The following is a 14,033-nucleotide window of genomic DNA, read 5'->3' on the forward strand; positions in this document are numbered from 1 at the left end:
CGCAATCCGGCCAGCAAATTTCGCGCCGCAAACGTGGCGGGCTCCAAACAACTGTGTTAATGGCGCGGCGACCTCGCAGACCTCCGGCCCCAAGGGAAAGCAAGCCATGTCAAATGCCGCGGCAGCCTCCAACAAATTCGAATCCTTCTTCGAGACCACGCTTGCCGACGCCGATCCGGAAATTTTCGGCGCCATCCGCAACGAGCTTGGCCGCCAGCGCCATGAGATCGAACTGATAGCCTCGGAAAACATTGTGTCCCGCGCCGTGCTCGAGGCGCAGGGGTCGATCATGACCAACAAATATGCCGAGGGTTATCCGGGCAAGCGCTATTACGGCGGCTGCCAGTTCGTCGACGTAGCCGAAGAACTCGCCATCGAACGCGCCAAGAAGCTTTTCGGCTGCAACTTCGCCAATGTCCAGCCGAACTCCGGCAGCCAGATGAACCAGGCCGTCTTCCTGGCGCTTCTGCAGCCCGGCGACACATTCATGGGCCTCGATTTGAACTCCGGCGGCCATCTCACGCATGGCTCGCCGGTCAACATGAGCGGCAAATGGTTCAAGGTCGTTTCATATGGCGTGCGCAAGGACGATCACCTGCTCGACATGGACGCGATCGAGAAGACCGCACATGAGACGAAGCCGAAGCTGATCCTGGCCGGCGGCACCGCCTATTCGCGCATCTGGGACTGGAAGCGTTTCCGCGAGATTGCCGATTCGATCGGCGCCTATCTGATGGTCGACATGGCGCATATCGCCGGTCTGGTCGCCGGCGGTATGCATCCGTCGCCGCTGCCTTATGCGCATGTCGTGACCACGACCACGCACAAGTCGCTGCGCGGGCCGCGCGGCGGCATGATCCTCTGCAACGACGAGGAGATCGCCAAGAAGATGAACTCGGCGGTCTTCCCAGGCCTCCAGGGCGGCCCGCTGATGCATGTCGTCGCAGCCAAGGCGGTGGCGCTCGGCGAGGCGCTGAAGCCGAGCTTCAAGGCCTATGCCGAGAGCATCGTCGCCAACGCCAAGGCGCTGGCTTCGAGCCTGCAGGAAACTGGCCTCGACATCGTTGCGGGCGGCACCGACAACCATCTGATGCTGGTCGACCTGCGCCCGAAGAACGCCACCGGCAAGCGCGCCGAGGCGGCTCTCGGCCGCGCCAACATCACCTGCAACAAGAACGGCATCCCCTTCGACCCCGAAAAGCCGTTCGTCACCTCCGGCGTCCGTCTCGGCACGCCGGCCGGCACCACGCGCGGCTTCGGCCAGGCCGAGTTCCGCGAGATCGGCAAGCTGATCGCCGAGGTGCTGGACGGGTTGAAGGCGGCGAATTCCGACGAGGGCAATGCGGCAGTCGAGGCTGCGGTCAAGGCCAAAGTCACGGCGTTGACGGATCGCTTCCCGCTCTATCCTTATCTCGGTTGACCGGAAGCCGCGCGTCATCTTTTATCCGCCGGCAGTGCGCCGTCCTGATTGGGCGGCGTCGCGAACTGGAGATTTGATGATGCGCATTTTCCATCTTGCCGCCTTGGCCCTGGTCGGCTCGCTGGCCGGTTTCGCCGTGTCCGGCGCGGCCGGGCAGGAGCAGGCGCAGCCAGAACCGGCCACAAACACCTTCGGCAGATGGACCACGATCATCGACACGCTCGACACCGGGCAGGATGCGCACAAGACCTGCGCGGCCTCCGCAGCTTTCGTCGACGGCATCGGCAATGCTGGCACGCTCACGCTGTCGATCTCGACCGGCGACGCGCTGCCGCCGGATGCCTATCCCGCCATCATGATCGCTGTCGACAACAAGGACCTGCCGACCGGCAAGGACATCGCGGCGACCTTCGGCGACCCCGGCATCAAGGTTTCCGCGAAAGTCTATTCGAATGCCGTCGGCGGTCGCCCCAACTGGACGGTCGACAACCAGGCGAAGACAAGTCTCGCTCTGCTGCGCGCGATGCGCAAAGTCACCTCGCTCGATGTTGTTTTTGGCAAGCAGACCGTCGCCAGCATTCCAATGGACGGCTTCACCAAGGCCTACCGCAACCTCGGCACGTCCTGCGGATTCCCGACCAAGGACGTCGCGCCCTGAACAGACCGGGCACGACAGGGGCAGGGCGCTGGCAATCTTTCTCGCACCTCGCTATCTCTGAGGCATGAAAGGCTCCAAGCCTTTCGCCCACCAGAGCGAGATGACGCTTCCTTGTATCGCCATCTCGCTCTAAGATTTTGTTTTTGAATCATGATCTTCCCCGAAGAGTCTGCAACTTTTCGGGATCATTCTCTGAATCGCAAACCCAAGGCTCTCCATGCGCTGCCCCTATTGCCAGTCCGAAGATACGCAGGTGAAGGATTCGCGTCCCGCCGAGGATGGCGCGGCGATCCGCAGGCGCCGCGTCTGTCCGGACTGCGGCGGCCGCTTCACCACCTTCGAGCGCGTGCAGCTGCGCGATCTCGTCGTCATCAAGAAGTCCGGCCGCAAGGTGCCGTTCGACCGCGACAAGCTGCTGCGCTCGGTCGAGATCGCGGTGCGCAAGCGCAATGTCGATCCCGAGCGGATCGATCGCGCCGTGACCGGTATCGTGCGCCAGCTCGAAAGCTCCGGCGAGACGGAAGTGGCCTCCGGCGAGGTCGGTCGGCTCGTCATGGAGGCGCTGAAATCGCTCGACGACGTCGCCTATGTCCGCTTCGCTTCGGTCTATCGCAATTTCCGTGAAGCCAAGGATTTCCATGAATTGCTGGGCGAACTGAAGGGCGACGAAGAAAAGACCGAAGAGGACGCCGGCTGATCATGGCGAAAGCTCAATTGGGCGAGGCCGAGCAAGCAGCCCTTGATAGCCGTTTCATGGCGGCGGCCATCCGGCTGTCGCGCCGCAATGCCGGCCGCACTTCGACCAACCCTTCCGTCGGCACCATCATCGTGCGCGACGACGGCGCCGGCCCGATGATCGTCGGTAGCGGCGTCACTGCTGTCGGCGGCCGGCCGCACGCCGAGACCGAGGCGCTGGCCGAGGCCGGCGAACTGGCCCGCGGCGCCACCGCCTATGTGACGCTTGAGCCCTGCGCCCATCACGGCCGCACGCCGCCTTGCGCCACCGCGCTGGTCAATGCCGGCATTGCGCGCGTCGTCGGCGCGGCAAGCGATCCCGATCCGCGCGTTTCCGGCAAGGGCTACGCCATGCTGCGCGCCGCCGGCATCGAGGTCGTGGAGAAGGTGCTCGCCACAGAGGCCGCCGAGCAGATGGCCGGCTATCTGATTCGATCTTTGAAGAAACGTCCCGAAGTGACTCTGAAGCTTGCGCTTTCGAGCGACGGCAAGATCGGCCGGAAAGGCGCCGGCCAGGTCGCCATCACGGGCGAGATCGCCAGGCGCGAAGTCTATCTTATGCGCGCGGAGGCCGACGCTATTCTGGTCGGCATCGGCACTGCGCTGGAGGACGACCCGGCGCTGACCGTGCGCCTACCGGGGTTGGAGAACCGCTCCCCGGCTCGCATCATCCTCGATCGCCAGATCCGGCTGCCGGAGTCGTCGAAGCTTGTTTCCGGGGTCGATCGTGTACCGCTCTATGTCGCGGCGTGCGCCGAGGCCGATCCGCAGCGGCGGGCTGCGCTCGAACGCGCAGGCGTGCACTTCATCGGCACTGAAACCTACGAGAGCGAAGTAGCCCTGCCGGAACTGCTCGAGGACATTGCAGCGCTCGGCATGGCGAGCGTACTGGTCGAGGGCGGCGCCAAGGTGGCCGAGGCCTTCCTGGCGGAAGACCTCGTTGACCGCATCGTCCTGTTCCAGGGACCGGAGGCGATCGGCGAGGATGGTATCACCTCGCCGATCGACGCTGCGCATATCCCGCCGGGTTTCCGCAAATTGCGTGAGATGCGCTTCGGCGAGGACAGCTATGCCGAGTGGGTAAGACCATGATCCCAAAAAGTGGGAAAATGGTTTCGGATAAGAGCATGGTCAAACTGGAAGACACGATCTGATGTTTACGGGAATCGTTACGGATGTCGGCACTGTCGCTTCGGTGAAGCCGCTCAGCGAAGGCGTCGGCCTGCGCATCGACACGGCCTATGACCCGGAAACGATCGCGATCGGCGCTTCGATTTCCTGCGGCGGCGTCTGCCTGACCGTGACGGCGCTGCCCGAGAACGGCTCGAACGCGCGCTGGTTTGAGGTCGAAGCCTGGGAAGAGGCGCTCAGGCTGACGACTGCATCCGGTTGGAAATCGGGCACCAGGATCAATCTCGAACGGGCGCTGAAGATCGGCGACGAGCTCGGTGGCCATATCGTCTCCGGCCATGTCGACGGCACGGCGGAAATCGTCGAGCGCAAGGAAGAGGGCGATGCCGTGCGCTTCACGCTGGAGGCGCCGCGTCACCTGGCGAAGTTCATCGCGCCGAAAGGCTCCGTCGCGCTCGACGGCACCTCGCTTACGGTGAACAAGGTCGAAGCTACGCGCTTCGATGTGCTTCTGATCCAGCACTCGCTGAGCGTCACTACCTGGGGCGAGCGCCAGGCTGGCGACCGCGTCAACATCGAGATCGATACCATGGCCCGTTATGCCGCGCGCTTAGCCGAGGCGGCGAAACAGGGGCTTTGAGCGCAGCCGAGGGGTTCCGGGGAGGCGGCGCGGATCGCTGAGGTGCCAGGTCGCGCCGGCGCCTCAGCTTCCCTTCTCGGACTGAAGCTTGAGCGGGGTGATCGGCACCCTCGAGCACCGATCTCGATCCTCGAGGCTTCGCCTGCTAGCTGAAGAAAGCCCCGGAAGATCGCGATGCTTGGGATCTTGGCCTGTCGGGAGATGCTGGACCTGTGTCGGGCGGCAATCTTGTGCTTGCGATCGATCCGGCTTCGGCCTAAGTCACCGGCAACCCCCCGGAGACGTTTATGGCAGGCATATCCCAACACGGCAAAGCGTTCATTCGTCCGCAGGCGAAGGCGCATCTGCTTATCGTCGAGGCGCGTTTCCACGACGACCTCGCCGACGCGCTGCTCGAAGGCGCGACCAGCGCGCTGGACGAGGCCGGCGCCACTTATGACGTCGTGACTGTTCCTGGCTCGCTCGAAATTCCGGCCGTCATCACCTTCGCGCTGGACGGTGCCGGCGAGGGCGGCGTACACTATGACGGCTTCGTCGCGCTCGGCACCATCATCCGTGGCGACACCTATCATTTCGACATCGTCGCCAATGAATCGAGCCGTGCGCTGATGGATCTTTCCGTGCAGGAAGCGGTCGCGATCGGCAACGGCATCCTGACCACCGAAAACGATGCGCAGGCCTGGACGCGGGCCAAGCGCACCGAAGGCGACAAGGGCGGCTTTGCCGCCCGCGCGGCGCTGACCATGATCGCGCTCAAAGAGAAATTCGGAGCCCAATCGTGAGCGATCCTGCCCAGACCGGTGCGGCGCGCCACGCCAACAAGCGCGGTGCCGCCCGTCTTGCCGCCGTCCAGGCGCTCTACCAGATGGACGTGGCCGGCAGCGGTGTTTTCGAGATCACCGCCGAATACGAGGCCTTCCGCCTCGGCAAGGAAGTCGACGGCGCGCTCTATCGCGAGGCCGACGCGCAGTGGTTCCGCGCCATCCTGACCGGCGTCGTCGAGAACCAGAAGACCATCGATCCGATCATCCGCCAGGCGCTGACCGACGACTGGCCGCTGTCGCGGCTGGACTCGACGCTGCGCGCCATCCTGCGCGCCGGCGTCTATGAGCTGATGAAGCGCGAGGACGTTCCCGTGGCCGTGATCGTGTCGGAATATGTCGACATCGCCAAGGCCTTCTACGAGGAAGACGAGCCTAAGCTGGTCAACGCCCTGCTCGACCGTGTCTCGCGCCGGGTACGTGGCGAGGGTCGCGGCAAGGATGCAACGTGACCGCCACGGCAGTCGTCGCTGACGCCGGCAGGGAAGCGCGCCGCACGGCAGTGCTCCTCGCGGCCGCGCAGGCGATCGTCGGTTCCGCCGCGCCGATCGCCATTTCGATCGGCGCGCTTGCCGGCCAATATCTGCTTGGCCCCGACAAATCTCTGGCGACGGCGCCGGTCACCGGCTTCAACCTCGGCGTTGCGCTCGGCGCCCTGCCGGCGGCCGCCATCATCCGCCGGCTCGGCCATCGCGGCGGCTTCATGACCGGCACCATCGTCACTGCCCTCGGCGGGCTGATCGCGACGCTCGCGCTCTTTCAGGCGAGCTTCTGGCTGTTCGCCTTTGGCCTGGGCGTGATCGGTGTCGGCGGCGCCTTCGTGCAGCAGTTCCGCTTCGCCGCCGCCGACAACGCGCCGCCGCAATTCAAGGCGCGCGCCATTTCTTTCGTGCTGGCTGGCGGCATCGTCACCGCCATCCTCGGGCCTCAGATCGTCATCTACACCGGCGACCTTCTGGCGCCGGTGATGTTTGCCGGATCCTTCGCCTCCATCCTGGTGCTGGCCGCCATAGGCGCGATTATCCTTTCCTTCCTGCATACGTCCAGGCGGACGAGCAGCGCCGCCGAAGCCGCCGCAAGCGACGCACGTCCGCTGGTCGAGATCGCCACCCAACCGCGTTTCGTCGCGGCGCTGTTCTGTGCCGTAGGCAGCTATGCGCTGATGAGCTTCGTCATGACCGGCGCGCCGCTCGCCATGGTCGGCTGCGGTCTTTCGACCGACGATGCCACGCTTGGCATCTCCTGGCACGTTATGGCGATGTTCGGGCCGAGCTTCTTCACCGGTTCGCTGATCCACCGCTTCGGCGCCGAGCGCATCGTCGCTATTGGGTTGGTGCTGCTCATCGCCTGCGCAGTGGTGGCGCTCTCAGGCCTTGCGCTATGGCAGTTCTGGACCGCGCTGATCCTGCTCGGCCTCGGCTGGAATTTCGGTTTCATCGGCGCGACCGCCATGGTCGCCGCGAGCTACCATCCATCCGAAAAAGGCAAGGTGCAGGGCTTCCACGACTTCGTCCTGTTCGGCTCCGTCGCCTTCGCCTCGCTGATGTCGGGTGCGGTCTACAATGCCTGGGGCTGGACCATGCTGAACTGGATCGTGTTCCCGGTCGTTGTGCTCTGCTTCCTGGCGCTCGGCACGCTGAAGCTGCCGGGCTTGCGCCGCGCCAACTGACATTGCGCCGTTTGCCGGCGCGCAATCGATCTAAATGCACGGCGGCCCCTGCCGGTGAGTCGCGGCGTTCGTCTTTCCGGCGAAAGCCGGGCAAAAACCGAACAATATCTTGACGTTCCCAGCCCTGTTTCGCATACACCTTAGCCAAGGGGTGGATTCCGCGTGCGGCGTTCATCTCCGTCCCAACGGCCCAGGGAGGGGTTCTTCTGGGCCATCAATCGAGGAAAATTCGGCAATGACCATCATTACCGCCGTCATCGCCTGCGGCTTGCTGTCAGTCCTGTACGCCATCTGGGCGACACGATCGGTCCTGGCGTCCGATCAGGGCAACCAGCGCATGCAGGAAATCTCCGCCGCCATTCGCGAAGGTGCTCAAGCCTATCTGGCGCGCCAGTACACCACCATCGCCGTCGTCGGCATCGTCGTGCTTCTTCTCGCCTGGTGGCTGCTCTCCATCACCTCCGCGATCGGCTTCCTGATCGGCGCCGTGCTTTCGGGCGCTGCCGGCTTCATAGGCATGCATGTCTCGGTGCGCGCCAATGTCCGCACCGCGCAGGCCGCTTCCAACAGCCTCGCCGCCGGCCTCGACATCGCCTTCAAGTCGGGCGCCATTACCGGCCTGCTGGTGGCGGGCCTGGCGCTGCTCGGCGTCTCCATCTACTACCTCATCCTGACCGGCCCGATGGGCCTGCAGCCGAACGACCGCGTCGTCATCGACGCGCTGGTCTCGCTCGGCTTCGGCGCCTCGCTGATCTCGATCTTCGCCCGTCTCGGCGGCGGCATCTTCACCAAGGGCGCCGACGTCGGCGGCGACCTCGTCGGCAAGGTGGAAGCCGGCATTCCGGAAGACGATCCGCGCAACCCGGCCACCATCGCCGACAATGTCGGCGACAATGTCGGCGACTGCGCCGGCATGGCCGCCGACCTGTTCGAGACCTATGCGGTGACGGTCGTCGCCACCATGGTTCTGGCCGCAATCTTCTTCGGCGGCACGGCGGTGCTGGGCGCCGCCATGCTCTATCCGCTCGCCATTTGCGGCGCCTGCATCCTGACGTCGATCGTCGGCACCTTCTTCGTCAAGCTAGGCTCCAACGGCTCGATCATGGGCGCCCTCTACAAGGGCCTGATCGTCACCGGCCTGCTGTCGATCGTCGGCCTGGCCGTCGCCACTTCGGCGACGCTCGGTTGGGGAGAGGTCGGCACCGTTGCCGGCATCGCCATCACCGGCAAGAACCTGTTCATCTGCGGCCTGATCGGTCTTCTGGTGACCGGCCTCATCGTGGTGATCACCGAATACTACACCGGCACCAACAAGCGCCCGGTGAATTCGATCGCCCAGGCCTCGGTGACCGGCCACGGCACCAACGTCATCCAGGGCCTCGCGGTCTCCTTGGAATCGACGGCGCTGCCGGCCATCGTCATCGTCGGCGGGATCATCGCCACCTACCAGCTTGGCGGCCTGTTCGGAACGGCAATCGCCGTCACCACCATGCTCGGGCTCGCCGGCATGATCGTGGCGCTCGACGCCTTCGGCCCGGTCACCGACAATGCCGGCGGCATCGCCGAAATGTCGGGCCTGCCCAAGGAAGTGCGCCACTCCACCGACGCGCTCGACGCGGTCGGCAACACCACCAAGGCCGTGACCAAAGGCTATGCCATCGGCTCCGCCGGCCTCGGCGCGCTGGTGTTGTTCGCGGCCTATTCGAACGACCTCAGGTTCTTTGCCGCCAATGGCGACAAGTACCCATACTTCCAGGGCATGGGCGAGATCTCCTTCGACCTTTCCAACCCGTATGTCGTTGCCGGCCTGATCTTTGGCGGCCTCATTCCGTATCTGTTCGGCGGCATCGCCATGACCGCCGTCGGCCGCGCGGCGGGCTCGATCGTCGAGGAAGTGCGCAAGCAGTTCCGCGAGGATAAAGGCATTATGGCCGGAACCTCGAAACCGAACTACGCGCGCGCCGTCGACCTGCTGACCCGGGCAGCAATCCGGGAAATGATCATCCCGTCGCTGCTGCCCGTGCTGGCGCCGCTCGTCGTCTATTTCGGCGTGCTCCTGATCTCGGGCTCGAAGGCCTCGGCCTTCGCGGCCCTTGGCGCCTCGCTGCTCGGCGTCATCGTCAACGGCCTCTTCGTCGCCGTCTCGATGACCTCCGGCGGCGGCGCCTGGGACAACGCCAAAAAGTCGTTCGAGGACGGCTTTACCGACAAGAATGGCGTCAAGCACCTGAAGGGCTCCGAGGCGCATAAGGCCTCGGTCACCGGCGACACTGTCGGCGATCCCTACAAGGACACCGCCGGCCCGGCGGTCAATCCGGCGATCAAGATCACCAATATCGTGGCGCTGCTGCTCCTGGCCGTGCTCGCGCACGGCTGAGCTAAGCGTTCTTTCCGCACCAAGTGAGCCCGCGGGAGCGATCCCGCGGGTTTTGTTTAGGCCAGGCCGTTTCGGCGAAACAAATAACCCGCCGAAGCGGATTCGGCGGGTCTTGGTCCGTGGACGTCGCTGACAGCGAACTCAGGGCGTGCCGCCGCCCGGGATGCCGGGCGCTAGCTTGCTGGCGCCGTTGATGATCTGGCTGAGGAAGTTCTGGTCCTTGCCGCCCGTCGGCGTCGTCCTCGAGATGAAGTCGAAGACCTTGCCGTCCTTCAGGCCGTAATTGGCGATCTGGGTGACGCGGCCGTCGGCGCCGAAATAGACCGCCAGCACGTGCTGGTCGACGATGCGCGGGTTGTCGAAGGCGACGTAGCGCTTGCGCGTCTGCGAGATGTAATAGAACGCCTCGTTGTCGAAGGTGGCCGTCGTCGACGGCGTGCCCAGCGCAAGAAGAACCTGCTCGCGACTCGATCCGACCGGCACCGAGTCGATCGCCGCCTGGTCGATGACGTAGCCTTTCGTCAGCGTCTCGCTCGGACGCAGATCACCGAACATCTTGGACGAATTGCAGGCGGAAAGCGCGGATACCGCCACCAGCAGAGTGGCCACGCCCGCCCGCACAGGCATGAAAAACGACTTGAATTTCAGCGCACCCAACAACAATTCTCCATCACATCCCCGCAGCTTGCGCTGGGCCGCAAAACCGGTAAACCAGCTTGCATGCCGATGCAACAAGGCCAAATCAAACAAAAGGTCCCCGGGAGACCACCCTCAATGTTCCAGCGCCTTTTTGGTCGCGAACGTCACGCCAACCGCGCCATCACCGAGGCGCTCTACGCACAAATCGTGGCGGCGGCGCGGCAAACGGTGTTTTATTCCGACTGGAATGTGCCGGATACGCCGCTCGGCCGCTTCGAGATGCTGTCGCTCCATATGTACCTGATCCAGCACCGGCTGCGCGGCGAGGGCGGAGCCGCGGCCGAGATCGCTCAGGTGCTGATCGACGAGTTCTTCCTCGATGTCGACCATTCGCTGAGGGAACTCGGCATCAGCGATGTCGGCGTGCCGAAGCGCATGAAGAAGCTGGCAAAGATGTTCTATGGCCGCACTGCGGCCTACGACGAAGCCTTGCGGGACGACGACGGCGCGGCGCTTGCCGCGGCGCTCGCCCGCAATGTCAGGCCCGATGCCGGCGAATGGCCTGAGGCGTCGCTGCTGGCGAATTACGTTGGCGCGGCGACCGGGCAGCTTGCCGCTCAGCCGACCGAATCGATCATGGCCGGCGCCGTCGCGTTCCCGGTCGCCGGAGCCACCTGAAGGAGGCGAGAATGAAGCACGCCGAACCGCAGAGCCCCGTATCCTTTGTCGCCAATGTCGCCCGCCTGCCGCAAAAGGGTTTGCCGGTTGCGATCGAGGCCGACGAAAGGCAGCGCACTGCGCTTGCCGCCGAACATGACCTGCTTTCCGTCGAAAGCTACCGCGCCGAGCTCTTGGTGGCGTCCTGGAAACGCAACGGCGTCAAGGTCAGCGGCCGCGTCGAAGCCGACATCACCCAGGCCTGCATCGTCACACTCGATCCGGTCGCGGCTCACATCGACGAGCCCGTCGAGGCGCTGTTCTTGCCGGAGCAGTCGAAACTCGGAAGCGAAGGCTTCGACGGCGGCGGCGAGATCGTCCTCGACGCCGACGGACCCGACAGCCCGGAAACTTTTTCCGGCGACACCATCGATGTCGGAGCGCTCGCCGAGCAGTTTTTCGGCCTGGCGATCGACCCTTATCCGCGCAAGCCCGGCGCCTCGCTCGAGGGCGCGGGTGACGATCAGCCCGAGGAAAGCGAATTCCAGAAAAAGCTGCGCTCGCTGCTCGGAAAATCCTGAAGGCGGCCTGGATTTTGGAAAAGTTGGTTGTGCGGCAGCCCAAAACCGCTATTTTCGCCGAACCTTCGCGAGCCCCCTTACCTCGGCAGGCGCCCGCCGCTAGCCAGGCAAACCGTGAGAAAAACACCGCGTGATCAGGATTTCCATCGATGCCATGGGCGGGGATCACGGACCAGGCGTCGTCATCCCCGCGCTGATGACGGTCGCCATCCGCCGCCCTGACATCCGTTTCGTCATCTATGGCCGCGAGGACGCCGTGCGTCCCGAACTGGCCAAGTTTCCCAAGCTCGCCGAGGTGAGCGAGTTCGTCCATTGCGAGATCGCTGTCAGGATGGACGACAAGCCGAGCCAGGCGCTGCGCCACGGCCGCTGGAAATCGTCGATGTGGAAAGCGGTCGAGGCGGTGAAGAACGGCGCCGCGCAGGCCTGCATCTCGGCCGGCAACACCGGCGCGTTGATGGCGATGTCGAAATTCTGCCTGCGCACCATGGCCACCATCGACCGCCCGGCGATCGCGGCGCTTTGGCCGACGACGCGCGGCGAGAGCGTGGTGCTCGATGTCGGCGCCACCATCGGTGCGGATGCGCATCAGCTCGTCGATTTCGCCATCTTGGGCACCGGAATGGCGCGCTCGGTGTTCGGTATCGAGCGGCCGAGCGTCGGCCTGCTCAATGTCGGCGTCGAGGAGATCAAGGGCCAGGAGGAGGTCAAGGAGGCCGGGCGCATGCTGCGCGAGGCCAACATGGCCTCGATGAACTATCGCGGCTTCGTCGAGGGCGACGACATCGGCAAGGGAACGGTCGACGTGGTCGTCACCGAGGGCTTTGCCGGCAACATCGCGCTCAAGACCGCCGAGGGCACGGCAAGGCAGATCGCGGGCTATTTGCGGGCCGCCATGAGCCGCACGCTGATGGCCAGGATCGGCTACGTGTTTGCCAAAGGTGCCTTCGACCGGCTGCGCGAAAAGATGGATGTCGGCCGCTCCAATGGCGGCGTCTTTCTGGGCCTGAACGGCATTGTGGTGAAGAGCCATGGCGGTGCCGATTCGGATGGCTTTGCCGCGGCGATCGAGCTCGGCTACGACATGGTGCGCAACAATCTGCTTGACCGGATCGAGGCCGATCTCGATCTGTTCCATGCGCGCAATCCGACTGCCCAGGCAAACAGGAAATCCGGCGTCGCCGTCGAGGCCGAGGAATAGGAACGAACCTTGATCAGATCAGTTGTGCGCGGCAACGGTGCCGCGCTGCCCCGCCGCATCATGAAGAATGCCGATTTCGAAGGCATGGTCGAGACCTCCGACGAGTGGATCGTCCAGCGCACCGGCATTCGCCAGCGCCACGTCGCGGCCGATGACGAGACGACGGCCTCGCTGGGCGAGGCGGCGGCGCGCGCCGCGCTCGACAGCGCCGGCCTGACGCCAGCCGATATCGACCTGATCGTGCTGGCGACCTCGACGCCCAATAACACGTTCCCGGCGACGGCTGTCGAAATCCAGAACCGCCTCGGCATGCATCACGGCTTCGCCTTCGACATGCAGGCCGTGTGTTCCGGCTTCGTCTATGCGGTCGCCACCGCCGATCTCTATATCCGCGGCGGGCTGGCAAAACGCGTCCTGGTGATCGGCTCCGAAACCTTCTCGCGCATCCTCGACTGGAGCGACCGCTCGACCTGCGTGCTGTTTGGCGATGGCGCCGGCGCCGTGGTGCTCGAAGCGGCGAAAGGGGCTGGCAACATCGCCGATCGCGGCGTGCTGGCCGCCAGCCTGCGTTCGGATGGCGTCCACAAGGAAAAACTCTTCGTCGACGGCGGCCCGTCCACCACGGGAACGGTCGGCCATCTCAAGATGGAAGGCCGCGAGGTGTTCAAGCACGCGGTCGGCATGATCACCGACGTTATCGAGGCCACTTTCGCCGAGGCCGGCATCACGGCGGAAGACCTCGACTGGTTCGTGCCGCATCAGGCCAATAAACGGATCATTGACGCTTCCGCCAAGAAGCTCGGGATAGCCGAAGAGAAAGTCGTGGTCACCGTCGATTTGCACGGTAATACCTCGGCTGCCTCCGTGCCGCTCGCTTTGTCGGTGGCCGTCGCCGACGGCCGCATCAAGAAGGGCGACCTTGTTCTGCTCGAGGCGATGGGCGGGGGTTTTACCTGGGGCGCGGTGTTGCTGCGCTGGTAAGTGCCGAACGCGGGGGTTCGGTCCTTGACCTTGCCGGATCAATTACTTAGGCTCTGCCGCTGCCTGTATCGATTTATGTTTTTGAGCTGATGGGACGGTCGCATGGGGGGAAAGACACTGACGCGTGCCGACCTAGCCGAAGCCGTTTACCGCAAGGTTGGTTTGTCGCGAACTGAATCGGCCGAGTTGGTCGAGGCCGTCCTGGATGAGATTTGCGAAGCCATCGTTCGCGGCGAGACGGTGAAGCTGTCTTCCTTCGCGACTTTCCATGTCCGCTCCAAGAATGAGCGCATCGGCCGCAATCCCAAAACCGGCGAAGAAGTGCCGATCCTGCCGCGCCGCGTGATGACCTTCAAATCCTCGAACGTGCTGAAGAACCGCATCTTGCGTTCGCACCAGAACAGCAAGGCCAAGGGCGTCAAGTAACCCTCGAATGCCGGTTGAAAACCGCGGCCCCTTTGACGCCGGGCTTGAATATCGCTTCATAAACCGCTGAAATAAGGTGCGATTCGGATCAACTCCG

The 14,033-nt window shown here is 64.3% G+C and carries 15 protein-coding genes; 14 read left to right on the forward strand and 1 reads right to left on the reverse strand.

What is annotated here, in order from left to right:
• The first annotated feature begins 106 nt into the window (after positions 1–106).
• The 9 genes from glyA to CK215_RS16060 all read left to right on the forward strand — a co-directional run bounded on the left by glyA (position 107) and on the right by CK215_RS16060 (position 9,451).
• The gene (glyA, locus tag CK215_RS16020) at positions 107–1,420 is read left to right on the forward strand and encodes a serine hydroxymethyltransferase (protein WP_095831477.1); all 1,314 of its coding nucleotides are present in this window, start codon (positions 107–109) and stop codon (positions 1,418–1,420) included.
• A gap of 79 nt (positions 1,421–1,499) precedes the next feature.
• Positions 1,500–2,078 (forward strand): hypothetical protein, encoded by a 579-nt coding sequence (locus CK215_RS16025; protein ID WP_095831522.1) that lies wholly within the window; start codon positions 1,500–1,502, stop codon positions 2,076–2,078.
• Positions 2,079–2,295: 217 nt separating this feature from the next.
• Entirely contained in the window at positions 2,296–2,775 is a 480-nt protein-coding gene (gene nrdR, locus CK215_RS16030; protein ID WP_059184872.1) for a transcriptional regulator NrdR, read from the forward strand.
• A 2-nt stretch (positions 2,776–2,777) separates the two neighbouring features.
• On the forward strand, positions 2,778–3,905 hold the full coding sequence (gene ribD, locus CK215_RS16035; protein ID WP_170950315.1) for a bifunctional diaminohydroxyphosphoribosylaminopyrimidine deaminase/5-amino-6-(5-phosphoribosylamino)uracil reductase RibD: 1,128 nt from the start codon (positions 2,778–2,780) through the stop codon (positions 3,903–3,905).
• A gap of 61 nt (positions 3,906–3,966) precedes the next feature.
• A complete protein-coding gene (locus CK215_RS16040) occupies positions 3,967–4,584 on the forward strand; it encodes a riboflavin synthase (protein WP_095778642.1) in 618 nt (205 codons plus the stop codon).
• A gap of 287 nt (positions 4,585–4,871) precedes the next feature.
• Entirely contained in the window at positions 4,872–5,366 is a 495-nt protein-coding gene (gene ribH, locus CK215_RS16045; protein WP_067000738.1) for a 6,7-dimethyl-8-ribityllumazine synthase, read from the forward strand.
• Positions 5,363–5,857, forward strand: a complete 495-nt coding sequence (gene nusB / locus CK215_RS16050) for a transcription antitermination factor NusB (protein ID WP_095783252.1) — start codon at positions 5,363–5,365, stop codon at positions 5,855–5,857. The genes ribH and nusB overlap by 4 nt, the downstream gene beginning before the upstream one ends.
• Positions 5,854–7,074, forward strand: coding sequence for an MFS transporter (locus CK215_RS16055; protein ID WP_067000744.1), 1,221 nt, complete (start codon positions 5,854–5,856; stop codon positions 7,072–7,074). Before nusB ends, CK215_RS16055 begins: the two co-directional genes overlap by 4 nt.
• A gap of 235 nt (positions 7,075–7,309) precedes the next feature.
• Positions 7,310–9,451: a sodium-translocating pyrophosphatase gene (locus CK215_RS16060; protein ID WP_095783254.1), complete on the forward strand. Its 2,142-nt coding sequence runs from the start codon at positions 7,310–7,312 to the stop codon at positions 9,449–9,451.
• A 141-nt stretch (positions 9,452–9,592) separates the two neighbouring features.
• Here the strand turns inward: CK215_RS16060 and CK215_RS16065 are convergent, their stop codons facing one another.
• Positions 9,593–10,108 carry an outer membrane protein assembly factor BamE gene (locus CK215_RS16065; RefSeq protein WP_067000750.1) on the reverse strand — a complete coding sequence of 172 codons (516 nt, stop codon included), beginning with the start codon at positions 10,106–10,108 and terminating at the stop codon, positions 9,593–9,595.
• Positions 10,109–10,225: 117 nt separating this feature from the next.
• On the opposite strand from CK215_RS16065, the gene CK215_RS16070 reads away from it, so the two are divergent.
• The 5 genes from CK215_RS16070 to CK215_RS16090 all read left to right on the forward strand — a co-directional run bounded on the left by CK215_RS16070 (position 10,226) and on the right by CK215_RS16090 (position 13,936).
• Positions 10,226–10,768 carry a ubiquinol-cytochrome C chaperone family protein gene (locus tag CK215_RS16070; protein ID WP_095831479.1) on the forward strand — a complete coding sequence of 181 codons (543 nt, stop codon included), beginning with the start codon at positions 10,226–10,228 and terminating at the stop codon, positions 10,766–10,768.
• 11 nt (positions 10,769–10,779) lie between these two features.
• Complete coding sequence (locus CK215_RS16075; RefSeq protein WP_095831480.1) at positions 10,780–11,328, forward strand: DUF177 domain-containing protein; 549 nt, start codon at positions 10,780–10,782, stop codon at positions 11,326–11,328.
• 130 nt (positions 11,329–11,458) lie between these two features.
• The gene (gene plsX / locus CK215_RS16080) at positions 11,459–12,529 is read left to right on the forward strand and encodes a phosphate acyltransferase PlsX (protein ID WP_067000757.1); all 1,071 of its coding nucleotides are present in this window, start codon (positions 11,459–11,461) and stop codon (positions 12,527–12,529) included.
• 9 nt (positions 12,530–12,538) lie between these two features.
• Positions 12,539–13,510 carry a beta-ketoacyl-ACP synthase III gene (locus CK215_RS16085; protein ID WP_067000775.1) on the forward strand — a complete coding sequence of 324 codons (972 nt, stop codon included), beginning with the start codon at positions 12,539–12,541 and terminating at the stop codon, positions 13,508–13,510.
• Between the two features lie 102 nt (positions 13,511–13,612).
• Entirely contained in the window at positions 13,613–13,936 is a 324-nt protein-coding gene (locus CK215_RS16090; protein WP_067000778.1) for an integration host factor subunit alpha, read from the forward strand.
• The last annotated feature ends 97 nt before the right edge of the window (positions 13,937–14,033 follow it).

The sequence above is a fragment of the Mesorhizobium sp. WSM3864 genome, assembly GCF_002294955.1.
Classification (GTDB): Bacteria; Pseudomonadota; Alphaproteobacteria; order Rhizobiales; family Rhizobiaceae; genus Mesorhizobium.

Bases quoted from the DNA above. Each gene is read 5' to 3' on its own strand.
- glyA (WP_095831477.1), top strand. From the start codon at position 107: ATGTCAAATGCCGCGGCAGCCTCCAACAAATTCGAATCCTTCTTCGAG.
- CK215_RS16025 (WP_095831522.1), top strand. From the start codon at position 1,500: ATGCGCATTTTCCATCTTGCCGCCTTGGCCCTGGTCGGCTCGCTGGCC.
- nrdR (WP_059184872.1), top strand. From the start codon at position 2,296: ATGCGCTGCCCCTATTGCCAGTCCGAAGATACGCAGGTGAAGGATTCG.
- ribD (WP_170950315.1), top strand. From the start codon at position 2,778: ATGGCGAAAGCTCAATTGGGCGAGGCCGAGCAAGCAGCCCTTGATAGC.
- CK215_RS16040 (WP_095778642.1), top strand. From the start codon at position 3,967: ATGTTTACGGGAATCGTTACGGATGTCGGCACTGTCGCTTCGGTGAAG.
- ribH (WP_067000738.1), top strand. From the start codon at position 4,872: ATGGCAGGCATATCCCAACACGGCAAAGCGTTCATTCGTCCGCAGGCG.
- CK215_RS16060 (WP_095783254.1), top strand. From the start codon at position 7,310: ATGACCATCATTACCGCCGTCATCGCCTGCGGCTTGCTGTCAGTCCTG.
- CK215_RS16070 (WP_095831479.1), top strand. From the start codon at position 10,226: ATGTTCCAGCGCCTTTTTGGTCGCGAACGTCACGCCAACCGCGCCATC.
- CK215_RS16075 (WP_095831480.1), top strand. From the start codon at position 10,780: ATGAAGCACGCCGAACCGCAGAGCCCCGTATCCTTTGTCGCCAATGTC.
- CK215_RS16090 (WP_067000778.1), top strand. From the start codon at position 13,613: ATGGGGGGAAAGACACTGACGCGTGCCGACCTAGCCGAAGCCGTTTAC.